Source organism: Actinokineospora pegani, from assembly GCF_009745975.1.
In the GTDB taxonomy this organism is placed as follows: domain Bacteria; phylum Actinomycetota; class Actinomycetes; order Mycobacteriales; family Pseudonocardiaceae; genus Actinokineospora; species Actinokineospora pegani.
Genome location: NZ_WHOL01000065.1, coordinates 109,193 through 124,553, shown reverse-complemented (window position 1 = coordinate 124,553; position 15,361 = coordinate 109,193). Strand labels below are relative to the sequence as shown.

At 71.4% G+C, this 15,361-nt stretch carries 15 protein-coding genes; 3 read left to right on the top strand and 12 right to left on the bottom strand.

The features are described 5' to 3' along the window. Positions 1–8 precede the first annotated feature (8 nt). Positions 9–800, bottom strand: a complete 792-nt coding sequence (locus GCL84_RS09860) for an ABC transporter permease (protein ID WP_156755087.1) — start codon at positions 798–800, stop codon at positions 9–11. Then, positions 797–1,768, bottom strand: a complete 972-nt coding sequence (locus GCL84_RS09855; RefSeq protein WP_156755086.1) for an ATP-binding cassette domain-containing protein — start codon at positions 1,766–1,768, stop codon at positions 797–799. Before GCL84_RS09855 ends, GCL84_RS09860 begins: the two co-directional genes overlap by 4 nt. Before the next feature lie 98 nt (positions 1,769–1,866). Here GCL84_RS09855 and GCL84_RS09850 point away from each other — a divergent pair, with 98 nt between their 5' ends. Beyond that, on the top strand, positions 1,867–2,877 hold the full coding sequence (locus tag GCL84_RS09850) for an endonuclease/exonuclease/phosphatase family protein (protein WP_156755085.1): 1,011 nt from the start codon (positions 1,867–1,869) through the stop codon (positions 2,875–2,877). Positions 2,878–2,881: 4 nt separating this feature from the next. Here the strand turns inward: GCL84_RS09850 and GCL84_RS09845 are convergent, their stop codons facing one another. From GCL84_RS09845 to GCL84_RS09835, 3 genes are all read right to left on the bottom strand, one after another. Beyond that, on the bottom strand, positions 2,882–3,601 hold the full coding sequence (locus GCL84_RS09845; protein ID WP_156755084.1) for an SIR2 family NAD-dependent protein deacylase: 720 nt from the start codon (positions 3,599–3,601) through the stop codon (positions 2,882–2,884). A gap of 78 nt (positions 3,602–3,679) precedes the next feature. Beyond that, on the bottom strand, positions 3,680–3,991 hold the full coding sequence (locus GCL84_RS09840; RefSeq protein ID WP_156755083.1) for an antibiotic biosynthesis monooxygenase family protein: 312 nt from the start codon (positions 3,989–3,991) through the stop codon (positions 3,680–3,682). 164 nt (positions 3,992–4,155) lie between these two features. Next, on the bottom strand, positions 4,156–6,717 hold the full coding sequence (locus GCL84_RS09835) for an ATP-dependent Clp protease ATP-binding subunit (protein WP_156755082.1): 2,562 nt from the start codon (positions 6,715–6,717) through the stop codon (positions 4,156–4,158). A 397-nt stretch (positions 6,718–7,114) separates the two neighbouring features. Here GCL84_RS09835 and GCL84_RS09830 point away from each other — a divergent pair, with 397 nt between their 5' ends. Continuing rightward, the gene (locus GCL84_RS09830; protein ID WP_197523134.1) at positions 7,115–7,966 is read left to right on the top strand and encodes a (2Fe-2S)-binding protein; all 852 of its coding nucleotides are present in this window, start codon (positions 7,115–7,117) and stop codon (positions 7,964–7,966) included. 190 nt (positions 7,967–8,156) lie between these two features. Here the strand turns inward: GCL84_RS09830 and GCL84_RS09825 are convergent, their stop codons facing one another. Then, on the bottom strand, positions 8,157–8,504 hold the full coding sequence (locus GCL84_RS09825; protein ID WP_156755081.1) for a histone-like nucleoid-structuring protein Lsr2: 348 nt from the start codon (positions 8,502–8,504) through the stop codon (positions 8,157–8,159). A gap of 126 nt (positions 8,505–8,630) precedes the next feature. Then, positions 8,631–10,085: a lysine--tRNA ligase gene (lysS, locus tag GCL84_RS09820; protein WP_156755128.1), complete on the bottom strand. Its 1,455-nt coding sequence runs from the start codon at positions 10,083–10,085 to the stop codon at positions 8,631–8,633. Positions 10,086–10,221: 136 nt separating this feature from the next. On the opposite strand from lysS, the gene GCL84_RS09815 reads away from it, so the two are divergent. Further along, a complete protein-coding gene (locus tag GCL84_RS09815) occupies positions 10,222–10,962 on the top strand; it encodes a class I SAM-dependent methyltransferase (RefSeq protein WP_156755080.1) in 741 nt (246 codons plus the stop codon). Here GCL84_RS09815 and GCL84_RS09810 read toward each other — a convergent pair. The 5 genes from GCL84_RS09810 to GCL84_RS09790 all read right to left on the bottom strand — a co-directional run bounded on the left by GCL84_RS09810 (position 10,959) and on the right by GCL84_RS09790 (position 15,355). Further along, on the bottom strand, positions 10,959–11,726 hold the full coding sequence (locus GCL84_RS09810; RefSeq protein ID WP_156755079.1) for a type III pantothenate kinase: 768 nt from the start codon (positions 11,724–11,726) through the stop codon (positions 10,959–10,961). The two genes, GCL84_RS09815 and GCL84_RS09810, sit on opposite strands and share 4 nt — an antisense overlap. A 3-nt stretch (positions 11,727–11,729) precedes the next feature. Then, positions 11,730–12,182: an aspartate 1-decarboxylase gene (panD, locus tag GCL84_RS09805; RefSeq protein WP_156755078.1), complete on the bottom strand. Its 453-nt coding sequence runs from the start codon at positions 12,180–12,182 to the stop codon at positions 11,730–11,732. A 34-nt stretch (positions 12,183–12,216) separates the two neighbouring features. Then, complete coding sequence (gene panC, locus GCL84_RS09800) at positions 12,217–13,125, bottom strand: pantoate--beta-alanine ligase (protein WP_156755077.1); 909 nt, start codon at positions 13,123–13,125, stop codon at positions 12,217–12,219. Next, positions 13,122–14,036: a Rossmann-like and DUF2520 domain-containing protein gene (locus tag GCL84_RS09795; protein WP_156755076.1), complete on the bottom strand. Its 915-nt coding sequence runs from the start codon at positions 14,034–14,036 to the stop codon at positions 13,122–13,124. The genes panC and GCL84_RS09795 overlap by 4 nt, the downstream gene beginning before the upstream one ends. Positions 14,037–14,197: 161 nt before the next feature. Next, positions 14,198–15,355: a PrsW family intramembrane metalloprotease gene (locus tag GCL84_RS09790; protein WP_235926122.1), complete on the bottom strand. Its 1,158-nt coding sequence runs from the start codon at positions 15,353–15,355 to the stop codon at positions 14,198–14,200. Positions 15,356–15,361: the final 6 nt, after the last annotated feature.

Here is a 15,361-nt window from a genome sequence, read left to right as displayed (position 1 = left end):
CGGTCGGGTCAGCCGACGCGGCGGCGGTAGGCGCGCAGCGCCAGCGGGAAGAACACCGCGACGATGCCCAGCCCCCACACGAACGCGATGGCCGCGTTGCCCGCCCACTCGCCGCCCAGCAGCAGTCCCCGGGCGGCGGTCGTCAGGTGGGTGACCGGGTTGACGTCCACCCACACCCGCAGCCAGCCGGGCAGGGTGTCGGCGGGCACGAAGACGTTGCTGCCGAAGGTGAGCGGGAGGATGAACGCGGTCAGCGTGCCCGGCACGGCCTGCGGGCTCTTCACCAGCATGCCGACGAAGACCGACACCCAGCACAGGCAGAGCCCGAACAGGATCATCAGCGCGACGGCGATGAGGAACCGGACCGGGTCCGTCTGCACGCGGAAGCCCAGGACGACCGCGAAGGTGATCAGCACGGCCAACGTGACCACGAACCGGACCACGTCACCGAGCACCGCGCCGACCAGCGGGGCGGACCGGGCGATGGGCATGGCGCGGAAGCGGTCGAACACGCCCTTGGAGATGTCGGTGCTCAGCGCCATGCCGGTGCCCAGGCTGGCGAAGGCGATGTTCTGCACCATCAGGCCGGGCAGCAGCATCTGCAGGTACTCGTCGGAGCTGCCCGCGATCGCGCCGCCGAACAGGTAGACGAACAGCAGCAGGAACATGATCGGCTGCAGGGTGACGTCCAGCAGCGACGCCGGGGTCTTGCGGATCTTGGTGATGGAGCGGCCCGCGAGGACCAGGCCGTGGCGCACGGCCTGGACCGGGCCGATGGTGTGCGCGGCGGGGGCGGTCACGCGGGGCTCCCTTCTGTGACCTTGTCGACCTTGGCGGTCTTGCCGGTGAGGGTGAGGAACACCTCGTCGAGGCTGGGCAGGCGCAGCGCCAGCTCGTCGGCGGTGATGCCCGCCTCGTCGAGGCGGCGGACGACCGTGGACAGCAGGACGGGGTTGTCCACGGGCGTGCTGAGCAGGCCGGACTCCGTGTTGGTGATCGGCTCCACCCCGGTGAGCTGGCGCAGGATCTCCGCGACCGCCGCGAGGTCGGCGGCCAGCGACGGGCGGACCTGCAGGGTCTGGCTGCCGGTGCGGCGCTTGAGGTCGTTCGGGGTGCCGTTGGCGATGACCTTGCCGTGGTCGATGACGGTGATCAGGTCGGCCAACTGGTCGGCCTCCTCCAGGTACTGCGTGGTCAGCAGCACCGTCACCCCCTCGTCGACCAGGCCGCGGACCGTCGCCCACACCTCGTTGCGGCTGTGCGGGTCCAGGCCGGTGGTCGGCTCGTCGAGGTAGAGCACCTCGGGCCGCCCGACCAGGCTGGCGGCCAGGTCGGCCCGGCGGCGCATGCCCCCGGAGTAGGTCTTGACCGACCGGGTGGCGGCCTCGGTCAGCTCGAACCGCTCGAGCAGCTCGGCGGCGCGGGCCTTGGCCTCGGCCTTGGACAGGCCGAGCAGCTTGCCGATGAGCACCAGGTTCTCGGCGCCGGACAGGTCCTCGTCGACGGAGGCGTACTGGCCGGTGAGCCCGACCAGCCCGCGCACCGCCGTGGCCTGCTCGACCACGTCGAACCCGCCGACCACGGCCCGGCCCTCGTCGGCGCGCAGCAGCGTCGCCAGCACCCGCACGGCGGTGGTCTTGCCCGCCCCGTTCGGGCCCAGCACGCCGAGCACCTTCCCCCTCGGCACGGCCAGGTCGACCCCGTCGAGGGCGACCGTCTCGCCGAACCGCTTCACCAACCCCTCGGCCTCGATGGCCAGCTCGGACATGGCGTCCCCCTTCTCTCGTGCGCCCAGCCTGCACCCGGGCGCTGTCACACCGGGCACAGGGCGCTGTCACCGCGCCGGCTTCGGGCATGCTGGGTGCCATGGCGCTGCGACAGTCCCCCACCGCGGGCGAGCACCTGCTCGACGAGCCCCCGCCCAGGCGGCGGCGCAGGCGGTGGGTCACGGTGCTGGTCCTGGTGCCGGTGCTGGGCTTGGGCGTGCTGGCAGCGTTGCGGCTCGTCGGCATCGATGGCAACCGCTTTACCGTCGCCGCGCTGGCGCTGACCCCGTACGCGGGCGCGGCGGGCGTCGTGTGGGTGATCTTCGCGCTGCTCGTCGGCAGGCGCTGGCTGGCCATGGTCGCCCTGGTGCTGTCGGCGTCGCTGGGCGTCGTCATCACCCCACGCGTCCTCGCCGACGGCGGCCCCCTCCCCGACGGTCAGCACGTGCGGCTGATGTCGGTCAACCTCCGCCTGGGCTTCGCCGACCCGGCCACCGTCGTCCGCCTGGTCCGCGACGCCCAGGCCGACGTGCTGGTCCTGCAGGAGCTGACCCCGGCGGCGGTGACCGCCCTGGACCAGGAGGGCTTGGCCGACCTGCTGCCCCACCGCGTCCTGCGCCCCAAGCCGGGCGGCGCGGGCGGCGGCATCCTGGCCAAGGTCCCGCTGCGCCAGATCGTGCTGAACCAGCACCCGACCTCGTTCGAGATGCCCGCGGCCGTTCTCGACCTGTCCGGTCGGCACGACCTCGAGGTGCTGTCGGTGCACGTGATGCCGCCGGTGGGGGCAGAGGAGAACCGGGTCCAGTGGGAGCGGGAGCTCAACGCGATGCCGAACCCGGACTCCCGCGGACGCCCCCGGGTGCTGGCGGGCGACTTCAACGCGACCCTCGACCACGGGGCGTTCAACCGGCTGCTCGACCGGGGGTACTCGGACGCGGCGGAGTCGACCGGGGAGGCCCTGCGGCCGACGTGGCAGGAGAACTGGGTGCCGCCAATCACCATCGACCACGTGCTGTACGACCGGCGGGTCGGGGCCCAGATGACAGCGGTGTACGACGTGCCCGGCACCGATCACAACGCTGTGCTGACCGAACTGGTGCTTCCCCGGTAGTGCTTCAGAGACGGTCCTGGATCTGCTGGAGGGCTTCTGCGGCGTTGAGGGGGAGAGACACCCCTCGACCGTGGCGAATCCCGGGCTCCCGGGGGTTGATGCGGATCAGCGCACCGGTCGCGGCACTGGAGAGCTCGGCATAGCGGCGAACCGTGGGAACGGCTTGGCCTGCGCCGATCTCGATGACCACCAGGTCCCGCTGCGCGCGGCGCCAGTCGGAGAGAGCGTCCAACCCCGCCTGGCTGCGGTCCGGAACCCAATCGGCGTCACCGAACATCAGGATGTTGGGCCGGGCGAGGCTGCCGCAGGTGGGGCAGGTGGGGAGGGGCCCGGTCGCGCGCATCGTCTCCGGGTCGATCGGAACGCCGACGTCGTGGGCGGACCAGACGTCGCTCCTGCAGGGCAGGGAGCACTGCAGGTGGTGGATCGACCCGTGCACCTCCGCGACGTGCTCGAACCCCGCCTTCTGGAACTGCCCGTCGACGTTGGAGGTGAAGACCCGCGCACCCCACCCGGCCAGGATGTCGAAGCCCGCGTGCGGAACGGTGTCGCGGTAGAGGTGGAGGCGGTGCCCGTAGAAGCCCCAGGCCAGCTCGGGGTCGTCGGCGAAGTGCACCGGGTCCGCGAGCTCCTCGAACGCCAACCCCAACCGCTGGTACGGCGGGTAGGCGCGCCAGAAGCCCTCGGTCCCCCGGAAGTCGGGCAGGCCGGAGTCGACCCCCATCCCCGCCCCGGCGCAGACGAGCACCGCCCGCGCGGCCCTGACCAGGTCAGCGGCCGCGCCGATGGGATCGCTGATGGCTCAGCCCTTGGTCGGCGACGAGCTCTGGACCACCTCGAACTCCAGCACCGAGGACCCGGTGCCGACCGGCTTGGCCCGCTCCCCCGCGTGCGCCTCCTTGGCCGAGCCGGACATCCACGCCTTGAAGTGCTCGTCGCTCTCCCACCGGGTCAACACGAAGTACCGCGTCTCACCAGCGACCGGGCGCAGCAGCTCGAAGCCGAGGAACCCGGGCTCGTTGTCCACCGCCCCGAGACGAGCGGCGAAGCGCTTCTCCAGCTCGGGGCCAGCGCCCTCGGGAACCTCGATCGCATTGATCTTCACAACGGCCATGGGTCCAGGGTACTGAGTGCGAGCGCTGGCCCGTGAGAAGCCGGGGGTCTGCGGGCGTTCGCTCGCTGGGGTGGGCGGGCGCGCTGCTTCAAGGGCAGAACCACCCCACAAAGCCACAAGGGCGGCCTCCCCCGGAGGGAAGACCGCCCTTGATCCGATCAGTCTCAGCCGTTGTTCTCGGCAGAACCCTCGTCGCCGCCGGACTCAACCGGCCCGGAGAGCTCGACCGGAGGCGAGTCCGGAACCGACGACGGCTTCGGCTCGCCCCGGAAGACGAACTTGGCCTTGTCGGTGTTGCCCTCTTCGCCGTCCCAGCCCTCGACGTCGGCAATGATGATCTGACCCGGCTGGATCTCGCCGAAGAGGATCTTCTCCGAGAGCTGGTCCTCGATCTCGCGCTGGATGGTGCGGCGCAGCGGGCGGGCGCCCAGCACGGGGTCGAAGCCGCGCTTGGCCAGGAGCTGCTTGGCGTTGGCCGTGAGCTCGATGGCCATGTCCTTGTTCTTCAACTGCGTCTCGACGCGGCCGATCATCAGGTCGACCATGGTGATGATCTGGTCCTGCGTGAGCTGGTGGAACACGATGATGTCGTCGATGCGGTTGAGGAACTCGGGCCGGAAGTGCTTCTTGAGCTCGTCGTGGACCTTGTTCTTCATCCGGTCGTAGTTCGAGTTGGTGTCGGTCCCGCTGGTGAAGCCGAGGCTGACCGCCTTCGAGATGTCCTGGGTGCCCAGGTTCGAGGTGAAGATGATCACGGTGTTCTTGAAGTCCACCGTGCGGCCCTGGCCATCGGTCAGGCGGCCGTCCTCGAGGACCTGCAGGAGGGTGTTGTAGACCTCCTGGTGGGCCTTCTCGATCTCGTCGAACAGCACGACCGAGAACGGCTTGCGGCGCACCTTCTCGGTGAGCTGGCCGCCCTCCTCGTAGCCGACGTACCCGGGGGGCGCGCCGAACAGCCGCGAGGCGGTGTAGCGGTCGTGGAACTCACCCATGTCGATCTGGATGAGGGCGTCGTCCTCGCCGAACAGGAAGTTCGCCAGCGCCTTCGACAGCTCGGTCTTGCCGACGCCCGAGGGGCCGGCGAAGATGAACGAGCCCGAGGGGCGCTTGGGGTCCTTCAGGCCCGCGCGGGTGCGGCGGATCGCCTGGGAGACGGCCTTGACCGCGTCCTCCTGGCCGATGATCCGCTTGTGCAGCTCGTCCTCCATGCGGAGCAGACGGGTGGTCTCCTCCTCGGTGAGCTTGAAGACGGGGATGCCGGTCCAGTTCGCCAGGACCTCGGCGATCTGCTCGTCGTCCACCTCGGCGACGACGTCGAGGTCGCCGTCCTTCCACTGCTTCTCCCGCTCGGCCTTCTGGCCCAGGAGCTGCTTCTCGTTGTCGCGCAGCTTCGCGGCGCGCTCGAAGTCCTGCGCGTCGATCGCGCTCTCCTTCTCGCGGCGCACGTCGGCGATCTTCTCGTCGAACTCGCGCAGGTCCGGCGGCGCGGTCATCCGGCGGATGCGCATCCGCGCGCCCGCCTCGTCGATGAGGTCGATCGCCTTGTCCGGCAGGAACCGGTCGTTGATGTACCGGTCGGCCAGGGTGGCGGCGGCGACCAGGGCGGCGTCGGTGATCGTGACGCGGTGGTGCGCCTCGTACCGGTCGCGCAGACCCTTGAGGATCTCGATGGTGTGCTCGAGCGAGGGCTCGCCGACCTGGATCGGCTGGAAGCGGCGCTCCAGGGCGGGGTCCTTCTCGACGTACTTGCGGTACTCGTCGAGCGTGGTCGCGCCGATGGTCTGCAGCTCGCCGCGGGCCAGCATCGGCTTGAGGATCGAGGCCGCGTCGATGGCGCCCTCGGCCGCGCCCGCCCCGACGAGGGTGTGGATCTCGTCGATGAACAGGATGATGTCGCCGCGGGTCTTGATCTCCTTGAGCACCTTCTTGAGGCGCTCCTCGAAGTCACCGCGGTAGCGGGAGCCCGCGACCAGGGAGCCCAGGTCGAGCGTGTAGAGCTGCTTGTCCTTGAGGGTCTCGGGGACCTCGCCCTTGACCACCATCTGCGCCAGGCCCTCGACGACGGCGGTCTTGCCGACGCCGGGCTCGCCGATGAGGACGGGGTTGTTCTTGGTGCGCCGCGACAGCACCTGCATGACCCGCTCGATCTCCTTGGCCCGGCCGATGACCGGGTCCAGCTTGCCCTCACGGGCCGAGGCGGTCAGGTTGCGGCCGAACTGGTCGAGCACCAGCGACGACGACGGGGTGCCCTCGCCGCGCCCGCCGGTCTCCGCGGACTCCTTGCCGCCCTGGTAGCCAGAGAGCAGCTGCAGGACCTGCTGGCGGACCCGGTTGAGGTCGGCGCCGAGCTTGACCAGCACCTGGGCGGCCACGCCCTCGCCCTCGCGGATCAGGCCGAGCAGGATGTGCTCGGTGCCGATGTAGTTGTGCCCGAGCTGCAGCGCCTCGCGCAGCGACAGCTCCAGCACCTTCTTGGCCCTCGGCGTGAAGGGGATGTGCCCGCTGGGCGCGTGCTGGCCCTGGCCGATGATCTCCTCGACCTGCTGCCGCACGCCCTCGAGGGCGATCCCCAGCGACTCGAGCGCCTTGGCGGCGACACCCTCACCCTCGTGGATCAAGCCCAGGAGGATGTGCTCGGTGCCGATGTAGTTGTGGTTGAGCATCCTGGCCTCTTCTTGGGCCAGGACGACCACCCGCCTCGCGCGGTCGGTGAACCTCTCGAACATTCGCACTCCCTGACTGCTGCGCCGGCGGCCCTTCTCCGCACCCCTCGGCACGGATTCAGCACCGTGGGACCACTGTAGTAGGCCCGACCGCGGTGTTCAGTGCCACTCGCGGCCGAACCCCCGTGACGCCGTTGCCCGGTGATCCCTTCGTCCCCTCCAACGTGCGATGACCGGGAGGGATTCCGCAAGCGCCCCCCTTTCCGCTGAGCGCGAACAGCAGGCTGACACACCCGTGCGTGTGGTTCGACACGCCGGTTTTCGCCCGGTCGGCGGCCTCGCATGGTCGGATGACGCCGGTATCTAGTAAGGTAAGCCATACCTCAGTTGCCCGAGCGGAGCAGAGAGAGCACCCCATGTGGACCAGTGCGAGCACCGGCCCCGACCGCGCCCAGGCGTCGTGACGGCGGCGACCCGGCTGCGCGAGCTGCCCCCCGGGCCGCTCGGCGAGTCGCTGACCAGGGTGAGCGAGCGCCAGGGCCGGTTCGACCTGCGCTACGGTCGCCCCGCCGAGCCGGGCTGGGCGACCTGCGCGGAGCTGCTGGCCGAGCCGGAGCGCTTCGACCGGTGGCGGGCCGGGTTGGGCGGCTGGCTGCGCCAGCAGTACGGCGAGTCGCACGAGCGGACCACCGCCGGGTACGTCATGTCCTGGTACCTGTGGGTCCCCGCCTACGTCGGCGGGCTGCTGTTCCACCACGAGCGCCGGGTGCCCGCGCTGGGCCCGGCCGACCTCGCCTTCCGGATGGCCCGGCCCCGACCGCACCCGGACGCGATGGCCGTGCTGTCCCCCGGCTTCGCCTGCCTGCCCGACGACCCCGCCGCGGGGACACCGGGGGCGGACGTGGTGGCCGACGAGCGCGCGCTGGCCGCGGTGCTGCGCGGCCGGTTCGCCGGACACGCCGCCCGCTTCGTCGACGCCTACGGCAAGACGGTGCGGATGGGCAAGCGGATGCTCTGGGCGGCGGCGACCGACGCGCTGGACAACGCGCTGTGGCTGTCCGGGCGCTACAGCGGCGACGAGGGCGCGGGCGTGCTCGACGCGGGCCTGGTGCTCGAAGGCGGGCCAGCCCCGTTCACCTCGGCGTCGACGCTGCGCCCGGTGGGCGGCGACGGCGGCCCGGTGGAGTGGACCCGGCGCCGGGAGAGCTGCTGTTTCCACTACCTGCTCGACAACGGCCAGGGAACGTGTTCGACCTGCCCGCGCCTGTCCCGGAAGAACTCCGGTGACCCGTGTGGCGCACGGGACGAGTGAGCGCGGGAATTCCCCACCGCATTGGCCGCGCAATCCGGAGGCGACCGCCGAATAGCGGGCACATCGGATCACCTGACACAGGGATCACCGGACACGCGGATCGCCCGGACGACTCACCGGGTCAGGACAGCGGACGCGCCAAGGGCGCCGATCCGGTGGACCGACGCCCTCGCCGAACGCTGATCCGCGCTCAGGCCTGCCCGTTGTACGCGTCGAGGACTTCCGACGGGATTCGACCCCGGTCGGAGACGTTCATGCCCTGCTTGCGCGCCCACTCGCGAATTGCCTGGTTCTGCTCCCGGTCGGCGGACGCGGTGCGCGGGGCGCGTCCTGGCACCGCCTTGGCCAGGGCCCGCTTGCGGCCCCCCGCGCGGCGCGCGCTCTCCACGAAGTCGGCGAGCGCCTCACGCAGTTTCTCGGCATTGTCGGAGGAGAGATCGATCTGGTAAGACGCGCCGTCCAACCCGAACTCGACAGTCTCCTCGGCAACGGAACCATCGAGGTCGTCGACGAGTGAAACCGTGACCTTCTGCGCCATATGGGCCTCCTCGGGCTGGCAATCTGCTGGCTCATTGAGCACTCGGCCACCACGTGCTGAATTGCTCTCGAGAAGCAGGTTAGCGCAAATCCTCCGGATTGCGTGCTTCCGCGATACCCGAACGGGTCACTCCGGCCGGGTCAAGGGGAAGAGGATCGTTTCCCGGATGCCCAGGCCGGTGAGTGCCATCAACAGCCGGTCGATGCCCATTCCGACTCCGCCCGACGGTGGCATTCCGTACTCGAGCGCGCGCAGGAAGTCCTCGTCGAGCTGCATGGCCTCGTCGTCGCCGGACTTGCCCAGCCGCGACTGCGCCTCCAGCCGCTCCCGCTCGATGACCGGGTCGACCAGCTCGGAGTAGCCGGTGCCCAGCTCGAAGCCGCGCACGTAGAGGTCCCACTTCTCGGCCACACCCGGCTCCGAGCGGTGCTGGCGGGTCAGCGGGGAGGTCTCCAGCGGGAAGTCGCGGACGAACGTCGGGGCCACCAGGTGGTCGCCGACCAGGTGCTCCCACAGCTCCTCGACCAGCTTGCCGTGGCCGTACGCGGGGTCGAGCTTGAGGTCGAGCCGGTCGACGTGCTCGCGCAGCGCCTCGGCCGGGGTCTCCCAGGTGACCTCCTCGCCGAGGGCGCCGGAGAGCGACTCGTACATGCGCAGCGTCGTCCAGTCGCCGGACAGGTCGTACTCGCTGCCGTCGGCCAGGGTCACCACGTGCGAGCCGGTCACCGCCTGCGCGGCCTCCTGGATGACCTCGCGGATCATCACCGCGTTGGTGTCGTAAGTCGCCCACGCCTCGTAGAACTCGAGCATCGCGAATTCCGGCGAGTGCGAGGAATCACTGCCCTCGTTGCGGAAGTTGCGGTTGATCTCGAAGACCTTGTCCAGGCCGCCGACAACGCAGCGCTTGAGGAACAGCTCGGGGGCGATCCGCAGGTACAAGTCCATGTCGAAGGCGTTCGAGCGGGTGACGAACGGCCGCGCCGCCGCGCCGCCGTGCAGGGTTTGCAGCATCGGCGTCTCCACCTCGAGGAAACCTCGACGGTGGAAACTGTCCCGCAGCGCGCGAACCACCTCGGCGCGCTTGCGCACGGTCTCGCCCGCGCGCGGGCGCAGGATCAGGTCGACATAGCGCTGCCGAATGCGGGTTTCCTCGGCGAGTTCCTTGTGCGCGACCGGCAGCGGCCGCAGCGCCTTGGCCGCCATTGCCCACTCATCGGCGAACACCGACAGTTCCCCGCGCCGGGAGGTGATGACCTCACCGGAGACGAATACGTGGTCGCCGAGGTCGACGTCGGACTTCCACGCCGAAAGCGCGTCGGCGCCCACCGCGTCGAGGCTGAGCATCGCCTGCAGTTCGCTTCCGTCGCCTTCCCGCAACGTCGCGAAGCACAGCTTGCCGGTGTTGCGGATGAACATCACCCGACCGGTGACCGCGACCTTTTCACCGGTCTTGGTGTCGGCGGCCAAACCGGAATGCGCCGCGCGCACCTGGGCCAGCGAGTGGGTGCGCGGGAGTTCGACGGGGTAGGGCTCGATCCCCGCGGCCAGCATCCGCTCCCGCTTCTCCTTGCGCACGCGCATCTGCTCGGGAAGCTCGTCTGAGATGGACGCGGTGGGCTCGGTCGACTCAGGGGGCTGCGGGGTGTCGTTCACGGCCGAAATGGTACGGAGAACGCCGGGGGCCTCCTCCTGTGGGGGCGCGACTACCGTATCGGGCATGGAGTCCGAGGACCTGTTCTCGAAGCGGGCCGCCTCTTTCGGCGCCACTGCGGCCGATTACCACCGCCACCGCCCCGGGTACCCGGCAGGCGCGATCGAGTGGGCGCTGGGCGACCGCGACCGGGTCCTGGACCTCGCCGCGGGCACCGGCAAGCTCACCGAGGGCCTGCTCGACCTCGGCGCCGAGGTCACCGCCGTCGAGCCCGACCCGCTCATGCGCGCCGAGTTCACCCGCCGGTTCCCCGACGTCCCGATGCGCGACGGCACCGCCGAGTCCATCCCGCTGCGCGACGCGTCGGTCGAGGCCGTGCTCGTCGGCCAGGCCTACCACTGGTTCGACCCGGCCACGGCCCTCCCGGAGATCACCCGCGTGCTGCGACCGGGCGGCGTCCTCGGCGTCTTCTGGAACCACGACGACGACTCGGTCCCGTGGGTCTCCGGCCTGCTGGAGGTCACCCAGACCTCCGTCGGCGCGGGCCGCAGCCGCCCCGGCCGGGTCCCGGAGCACCGCGACCTCAAGCCGCCGGAGCAGGTCCAGGTCCACCACGCGCAGCGGCGGACCGTCGACTCGATGCTGGGCACCCTGCTGACACACAGCCACATCAGCCAGGCTTCGGAGCAGGAGCGGGAGACCGTGCTGGCGCGGGCCTTGAGCTACCTCAAGTCCCACTCGGAGACCGCCGACGGCGAGTTCGACCGGCCGCTGATCACCACGGTTGTGCGGGCTGTGCGCCGCTAGCGCTGGTTGCGTTCGTAGATGAGGCGCAGGCCCTGCAAGGTCAGGTCGGGGCGGTGGTGAGTGATGGTCCCGGCCTCGCCGAGGACCAGGGTGGCCAGGCCGCCGGTGGCGATGACCTCGAGGTCGTCGGGGTGGTCGAGCTCCTTGGCGATGCGGGCGACCAGGCCGTCGATCTGGCTGGCGTAGCCGTAGACGATGCCCGATTGCAGGCACTCGACGGTGCTCTTGCCGATGACGGACCTGGGGCGGACGACCTCGACCTTGCGCAGGGCGGCGGCGCGGGCGGCCAGGGCGTCGACGGAGATCTCGATGCCGGGCATGAAGACGCCGCCGAGGAGTTCGCCCTTGGCGGAGATGACGTCGACGTTGGTGATGGTGCCGAAGTCGATGACGACGCAGGGGGTCTGGAAGGCGTCGTGGGCGGCGAGGGTGTTGGCGACCCGGTCGGAGCCGACCTCCTTGGGGTTGTCGACCAGCAGCGGCACGCCGGTGCGCACGCCGGGCTCGACGATGACGCTGGGGACGCGTTTGTAGTACTTGGCCAGCATGGCGCGGACCTCGCGCAGCACGACCGGCACCGTCGACAGCGCGGCCACCCCCGAGACCCGGTCGGCGTGCTCGCCGAGCAGGCCGCGCAGGGTCATCGCCAGCTCGTCGGCGGTGGTGCGCGGGTCGGTGCGGACCCGCCAGTCGCGCAGCAGGTCCGCGCCGTTGTGCAGGCCGAACGCGGTGTTGGTGTTGCCGACGTCGACGGTGAGCAGCACCGGTCAGCGCTCGGCGGTCAGCAGGGCGTCCAGCCTGGCCGCGTCCGCGGTCTCCGCGCCGCTGACCAGGTCGGTCCCGTCCGGCACGTGCGCGGCGTCGGCGCCGAGGTGGACCACCTCGTTGTCCGCGTCGACGAAGACGACCTTGGGGTCGAAGGCGGCGGCCTCGGCGCTGTCCATCATCGCGTAGGCGATGAGGATGACGATGTCGCCGGGGTGGACCAGGTGCGCGGCCGCGCCGTTGATCCCGATGACGCCGCTGCCGCGCTCGCCCGCGATCACGTAGGTCTCCAGGCGGGCGCCGTTGGTCACGTCGACGATCGCCACCTGCTCGCCGGGCAGCAGGTCGGCCGCCTCCATGAGCACCGGGTCGACGGTGACCGAGCCGACGTAGTGCAGGTCGGCCTGGGTGACGGTGGCACGGTGGATCTTGGACTTGAGCATGGTGCGGAACACGGCATTTCCTCTCAAGCGGTCTCGGGCGGCGCCCTCAGACGTAGGTCCCAACGCTGCCCGCGCCCAGGTGCACGGCGACGTTGTCGATCAAGCGGGTGGCGCCGAGCCTGGCGGCCACCAGCAGCCGGGCCTCGCCGCCGTCCGGGGCGGGGCCCAGGTCGGGCGCGCGCAGCTCCAGGTAGTCGACCGAGACCCCGTCGGCCTCGTCGAGCACCGACCGCGCGGTGGACAGGGCGGCCTCGGCGCCCTGCTGGGCGGCGTGCGCCCCGGCGGTCAGCGCGGCGGACAGGGTGACCGCCGCCGCGCGCTGGTCGTCGTCGAGGAAGGCGTTGCGCGAGCTCATGGCCAGCCCGTCGGGCTCGCGGATGGTGGGGATCCCGACGACCTGGGTCTCCATGTCCAGGTCGCGCACCATCCGCTTGATCAGCGTGAGCTGCTGGTAGTCCTTCTCCCCGAACATCGCGAAGTCCGGCCGGACGATGTTGAGCAGCTTGGCCACCACGGTCAGCACCCCGGCGAAGTGCCCGGGCCGGGCGGCGCCCTCCAGCTCGTCGCCCAGCGGTCCCGGGTGGACGGTCACCTGCGCGCCCGGCGGGTACAGCGCCTCGGCGGACGGGGTGAGGACCAGCTCGGCGCGCTCGGCCTCGCACACGGCCAGGTCGGCGTCGAGCGGGCGCGGGTAGCGGTCGAAGTCCTCGCCCGCGCCGAACTGCAGCGGGTTGACGAAGATCGACACGACCAGCACGGTGTTCGGGATGCGCCGGGCGCGGCTCATCAGCTCCCGGTGGCCCTCGTGCAGCGCGCCCATGGTGGGCACCAGCGCGATCTTGCGCCCGGTGGCGCGCAGCGCGCGGGTGGTCCGCGACAGCGTGGCCACGTCGCTGTGCACGTGCAGCTTCCCCGGGGTGAAGCGGGGGGCGGCGGACGTCGTCGCCGGTGTCATCGTGGGTCTCCCGGGGTTGGGGGTTCGCTGAGGGCGGCGAGCACGTCGGGCACCCGGTCGGCGGGCAGCAGCCCGGCCGCCTCGGCTCGGCCCGCGGCGCGGGCGCCCAGCGCGCGGTAGGCGGGCAGCAACTCGGGGGCGTTCTCGGCCAGGACGGTGACGTGCGTGGTCAAGGTGCCGCTGTCACCGCGCGCGGCCGGGCCGGTGAGGGCGCGGTCGCCGTGGCGCAGGGCGTTGTCGAGGGCGGCGGACAGCAGCGGGCCGATGACCTTCTCGGCCGCCCCGTCGGCGGTGATCCCGGCGGCGCGCAGCAGGTCGGCGCAGTCGGAGACCAGGGTCATCAGGTGGTTGGCGCCGTGGGCGAGGGCGGCGTGGTAGAGCGGCCGGGCGGCCTCGGGCACGCGCACCGGCTCGGCGCCGATCTCCACGACCAGCGCCTCGGCCACGCTCCACCCGATCTCGTCGCCGTCTGCCGCGGTCACGCCGAAGGAGCAGGCGGCGATGCGCTGGAGGTCCTCGCCGCGGCCGGTGAAGGTCATCACCGGGTGCAGCGCCAGGGTCATCGCCCCGGCCTCGGCGGCGGGTCCGAGCACGGCGACGCCGTTGGCCCCGGAGGTGTGCACGACCAGTTGGCCCGGCCGGATGGCGCCCGCGGCGACCAGGCCGCGCACGGTGCCGGGGAGGACGTCGTCGGGGAGGGCGAGCAGGACCAGGTCGGCGCAGGCGACCACCTGGTCCGGCGGCAGGATCGGCACGTCCGGCAGCAGGTCCTCGGCCCGGCGCAGCGAGGCGCGGGACACGGCGGCCGCGGCGGCCACGGTGTGCCCGGCGCGGGCGAGCGCGGCGCCGAGCACGGCCCCCACCCGACCCGCCGAGACGACACCGACGGACAACCGAGCGGGCCTGCTCACGACGCGGCCCCGGGAACGGCACTGCACGACATCGTTGTGACTCCTCCTCGTTCCAGTCCCGCAACGGCGCGGGTACCGGACGACGGCCGCGAGAGTAGCCGCCCGACGCGGACGTGGTGGCCGTCAGGTGACCGCCACCACGTTGTCCGCTGCGCCACAGGTCAGGTGGTCGCTTCCCGGCTCGCCGCGGCCGCCGCCCTGCGGGACTCGCGCAGGACGGCGATCAGCTTGGTCTCGTGCGCGGGCCCCTGCGGCCCGGCCGTGCCCACGGCCATGGCGTGCCAGAGGAACGCCAACTCGCTCACCGAGGCCTGGTACTCCTCGACCGCCGCGGCCGCCGCCCTGCCCCTGCGCTTGCGCACCCGCCTGCGCCAGTGCCTGCGGGCATCGAGGTCGGCCAGCGGCTCCACCTCGGCGGGCAGGATCCACCCGGATTCGACCATCGCGGGCAGGGCCGCGGCGATCACCCCCTGCTCGCGCTTGCGGTGCCAGCTGATCAGCCAGACCACCGCCCCGAACAGCGGGACCATCACGATGAAGTAGACGGCGAAGAAGGTCGACGCGCTGCCCAGCGTCGCCGAGGCGTTCCAGGCCGCGTGCAGCGCCACCGCCACCAGGTAGCCGCCGAGCGGCGCGAGGACCCGCACCTTGGTCGAGGCGGTCCTGGCCGCCAGCCCGATCCCGATGCCGATCATCACCGTGAACAGCGGGTGCGTGAACGGCGAGAACACCCCGCGCAGGATGAACGCGGCGACGACCCCCGGCGAGGAGCTGTCGCCGATGCCGTAGTCGCTGAACGCGCGGCCGAAGTAGTAGATGTTCTCGGTGAAGGCGAACCCGGCCGCGGTGAACCCGGCGTAGACGATGCCGTCGACCACCCCGTCGAACTCCGACCGCAGGAACAGGTAGATGCCCAGGAGGAACACGCCCTTGGCCGCCTCCTCGAAGATCGGCGCGGACACGATCGCGCTGAGCTTGTCGCCCTGCCCCTCCCCCAGCACCAGGTCGCCGACGGCCTCGGCGGTGTTGTTGATCAGCAGCGCGGTGATCGTCGCCCCGCACGCCCCCCACGCGAACGCCGTCCACAGCAGCCTCGCGGGCTCGGGCTCCCACCGGTCGACCCACAGGAAGGCGGCCACCACCGGCCCGACGGGCAGCAGCGCGGCCCCGACGCCGACCAGTTCGGCCGCCAGCCCGACCCGGGCCGTGCTGATCGCGAGCAAGACCAGCCCGCACGCGGCCAGCGCGAGGAGCGCGAGCACCGGGAGGAGCACCGTGAGCCTGCGCGGGGTATGCCGGTGCAACTTCGCGTCGGACACGGGCGG

What these genes read in the sequence shown, in the direction of transcription:
- GCL84_RS09855 (WP_156755086.1), bottom strand. Translation starts at nt 1,768, where the DNA reads ATGTCCGAGCTGGCCATCGAGGCCGAGGGGTTGGTGAAGCGGTTCGGC.
- GCL84_RS09850 (WP_156755085.1), top strand. Translation starts at nt 1,867, where the DNA reads ATGGCGCTGCGACAGTCCCCCACCGCGGGCGAGCACCTGCTCGACGAG.
- GCL84_RS09845 (WP_156755084.1), bottom strand. Translation starts at nt 3,601, where the DNA reads ATGGGGGTCGACTCCGGCCTGCCCGACTTCCGGGGGACCGAGGGCTTC.
- GCL84_RS09840 (WP_156755083.1), bottom strand. Translation starts at nt 3,991, where the DNA reads ATGGCCGTTGTGAAGATCAATGCGATCGAGGTTCCCGAGGGCGCTGGC.
- GCL84_RS09835 (WP_156755082.1), bottom strand. Translation starts at nt 6,717, where the DNA reads ATGTTCGAGAGGTTCACCGACCGCGCGAGGCGGGTGGTCGTCCTGGCC.
- GCL84_RS09825 (WP_156755081.1), bottom strand. Translation starts at nt 8,504, where the DNA reads ATGGCGCAGAAGGTCACGGTTTCACTCGTCGACGACCTCGATGGTTCC.
- lysS (WP_156755128.1), bottom strand. Translation starts at nt 10,085, where the DNA reads ATGCGCGTGCGCAAGGAGAAGCGGGAGCGGATGCTGGCCGCGGGGATC.
- GCL84_RS09815 (WP_156755080.1), top strand. Translation starts at nt 10,222, where the DNA reads ATGGAGTCCGAGGACCTGTTCTCGAAGCGGGCCGCCTCTTTCGGCGCC.
- panC (WP_156755077.1), bottom strand. Translation starts at nt 13,125, where the DNA reads ATGACACCGGCGACGACGTCCGCCGCCCCCCGCTTCACCCCGGGGAAG.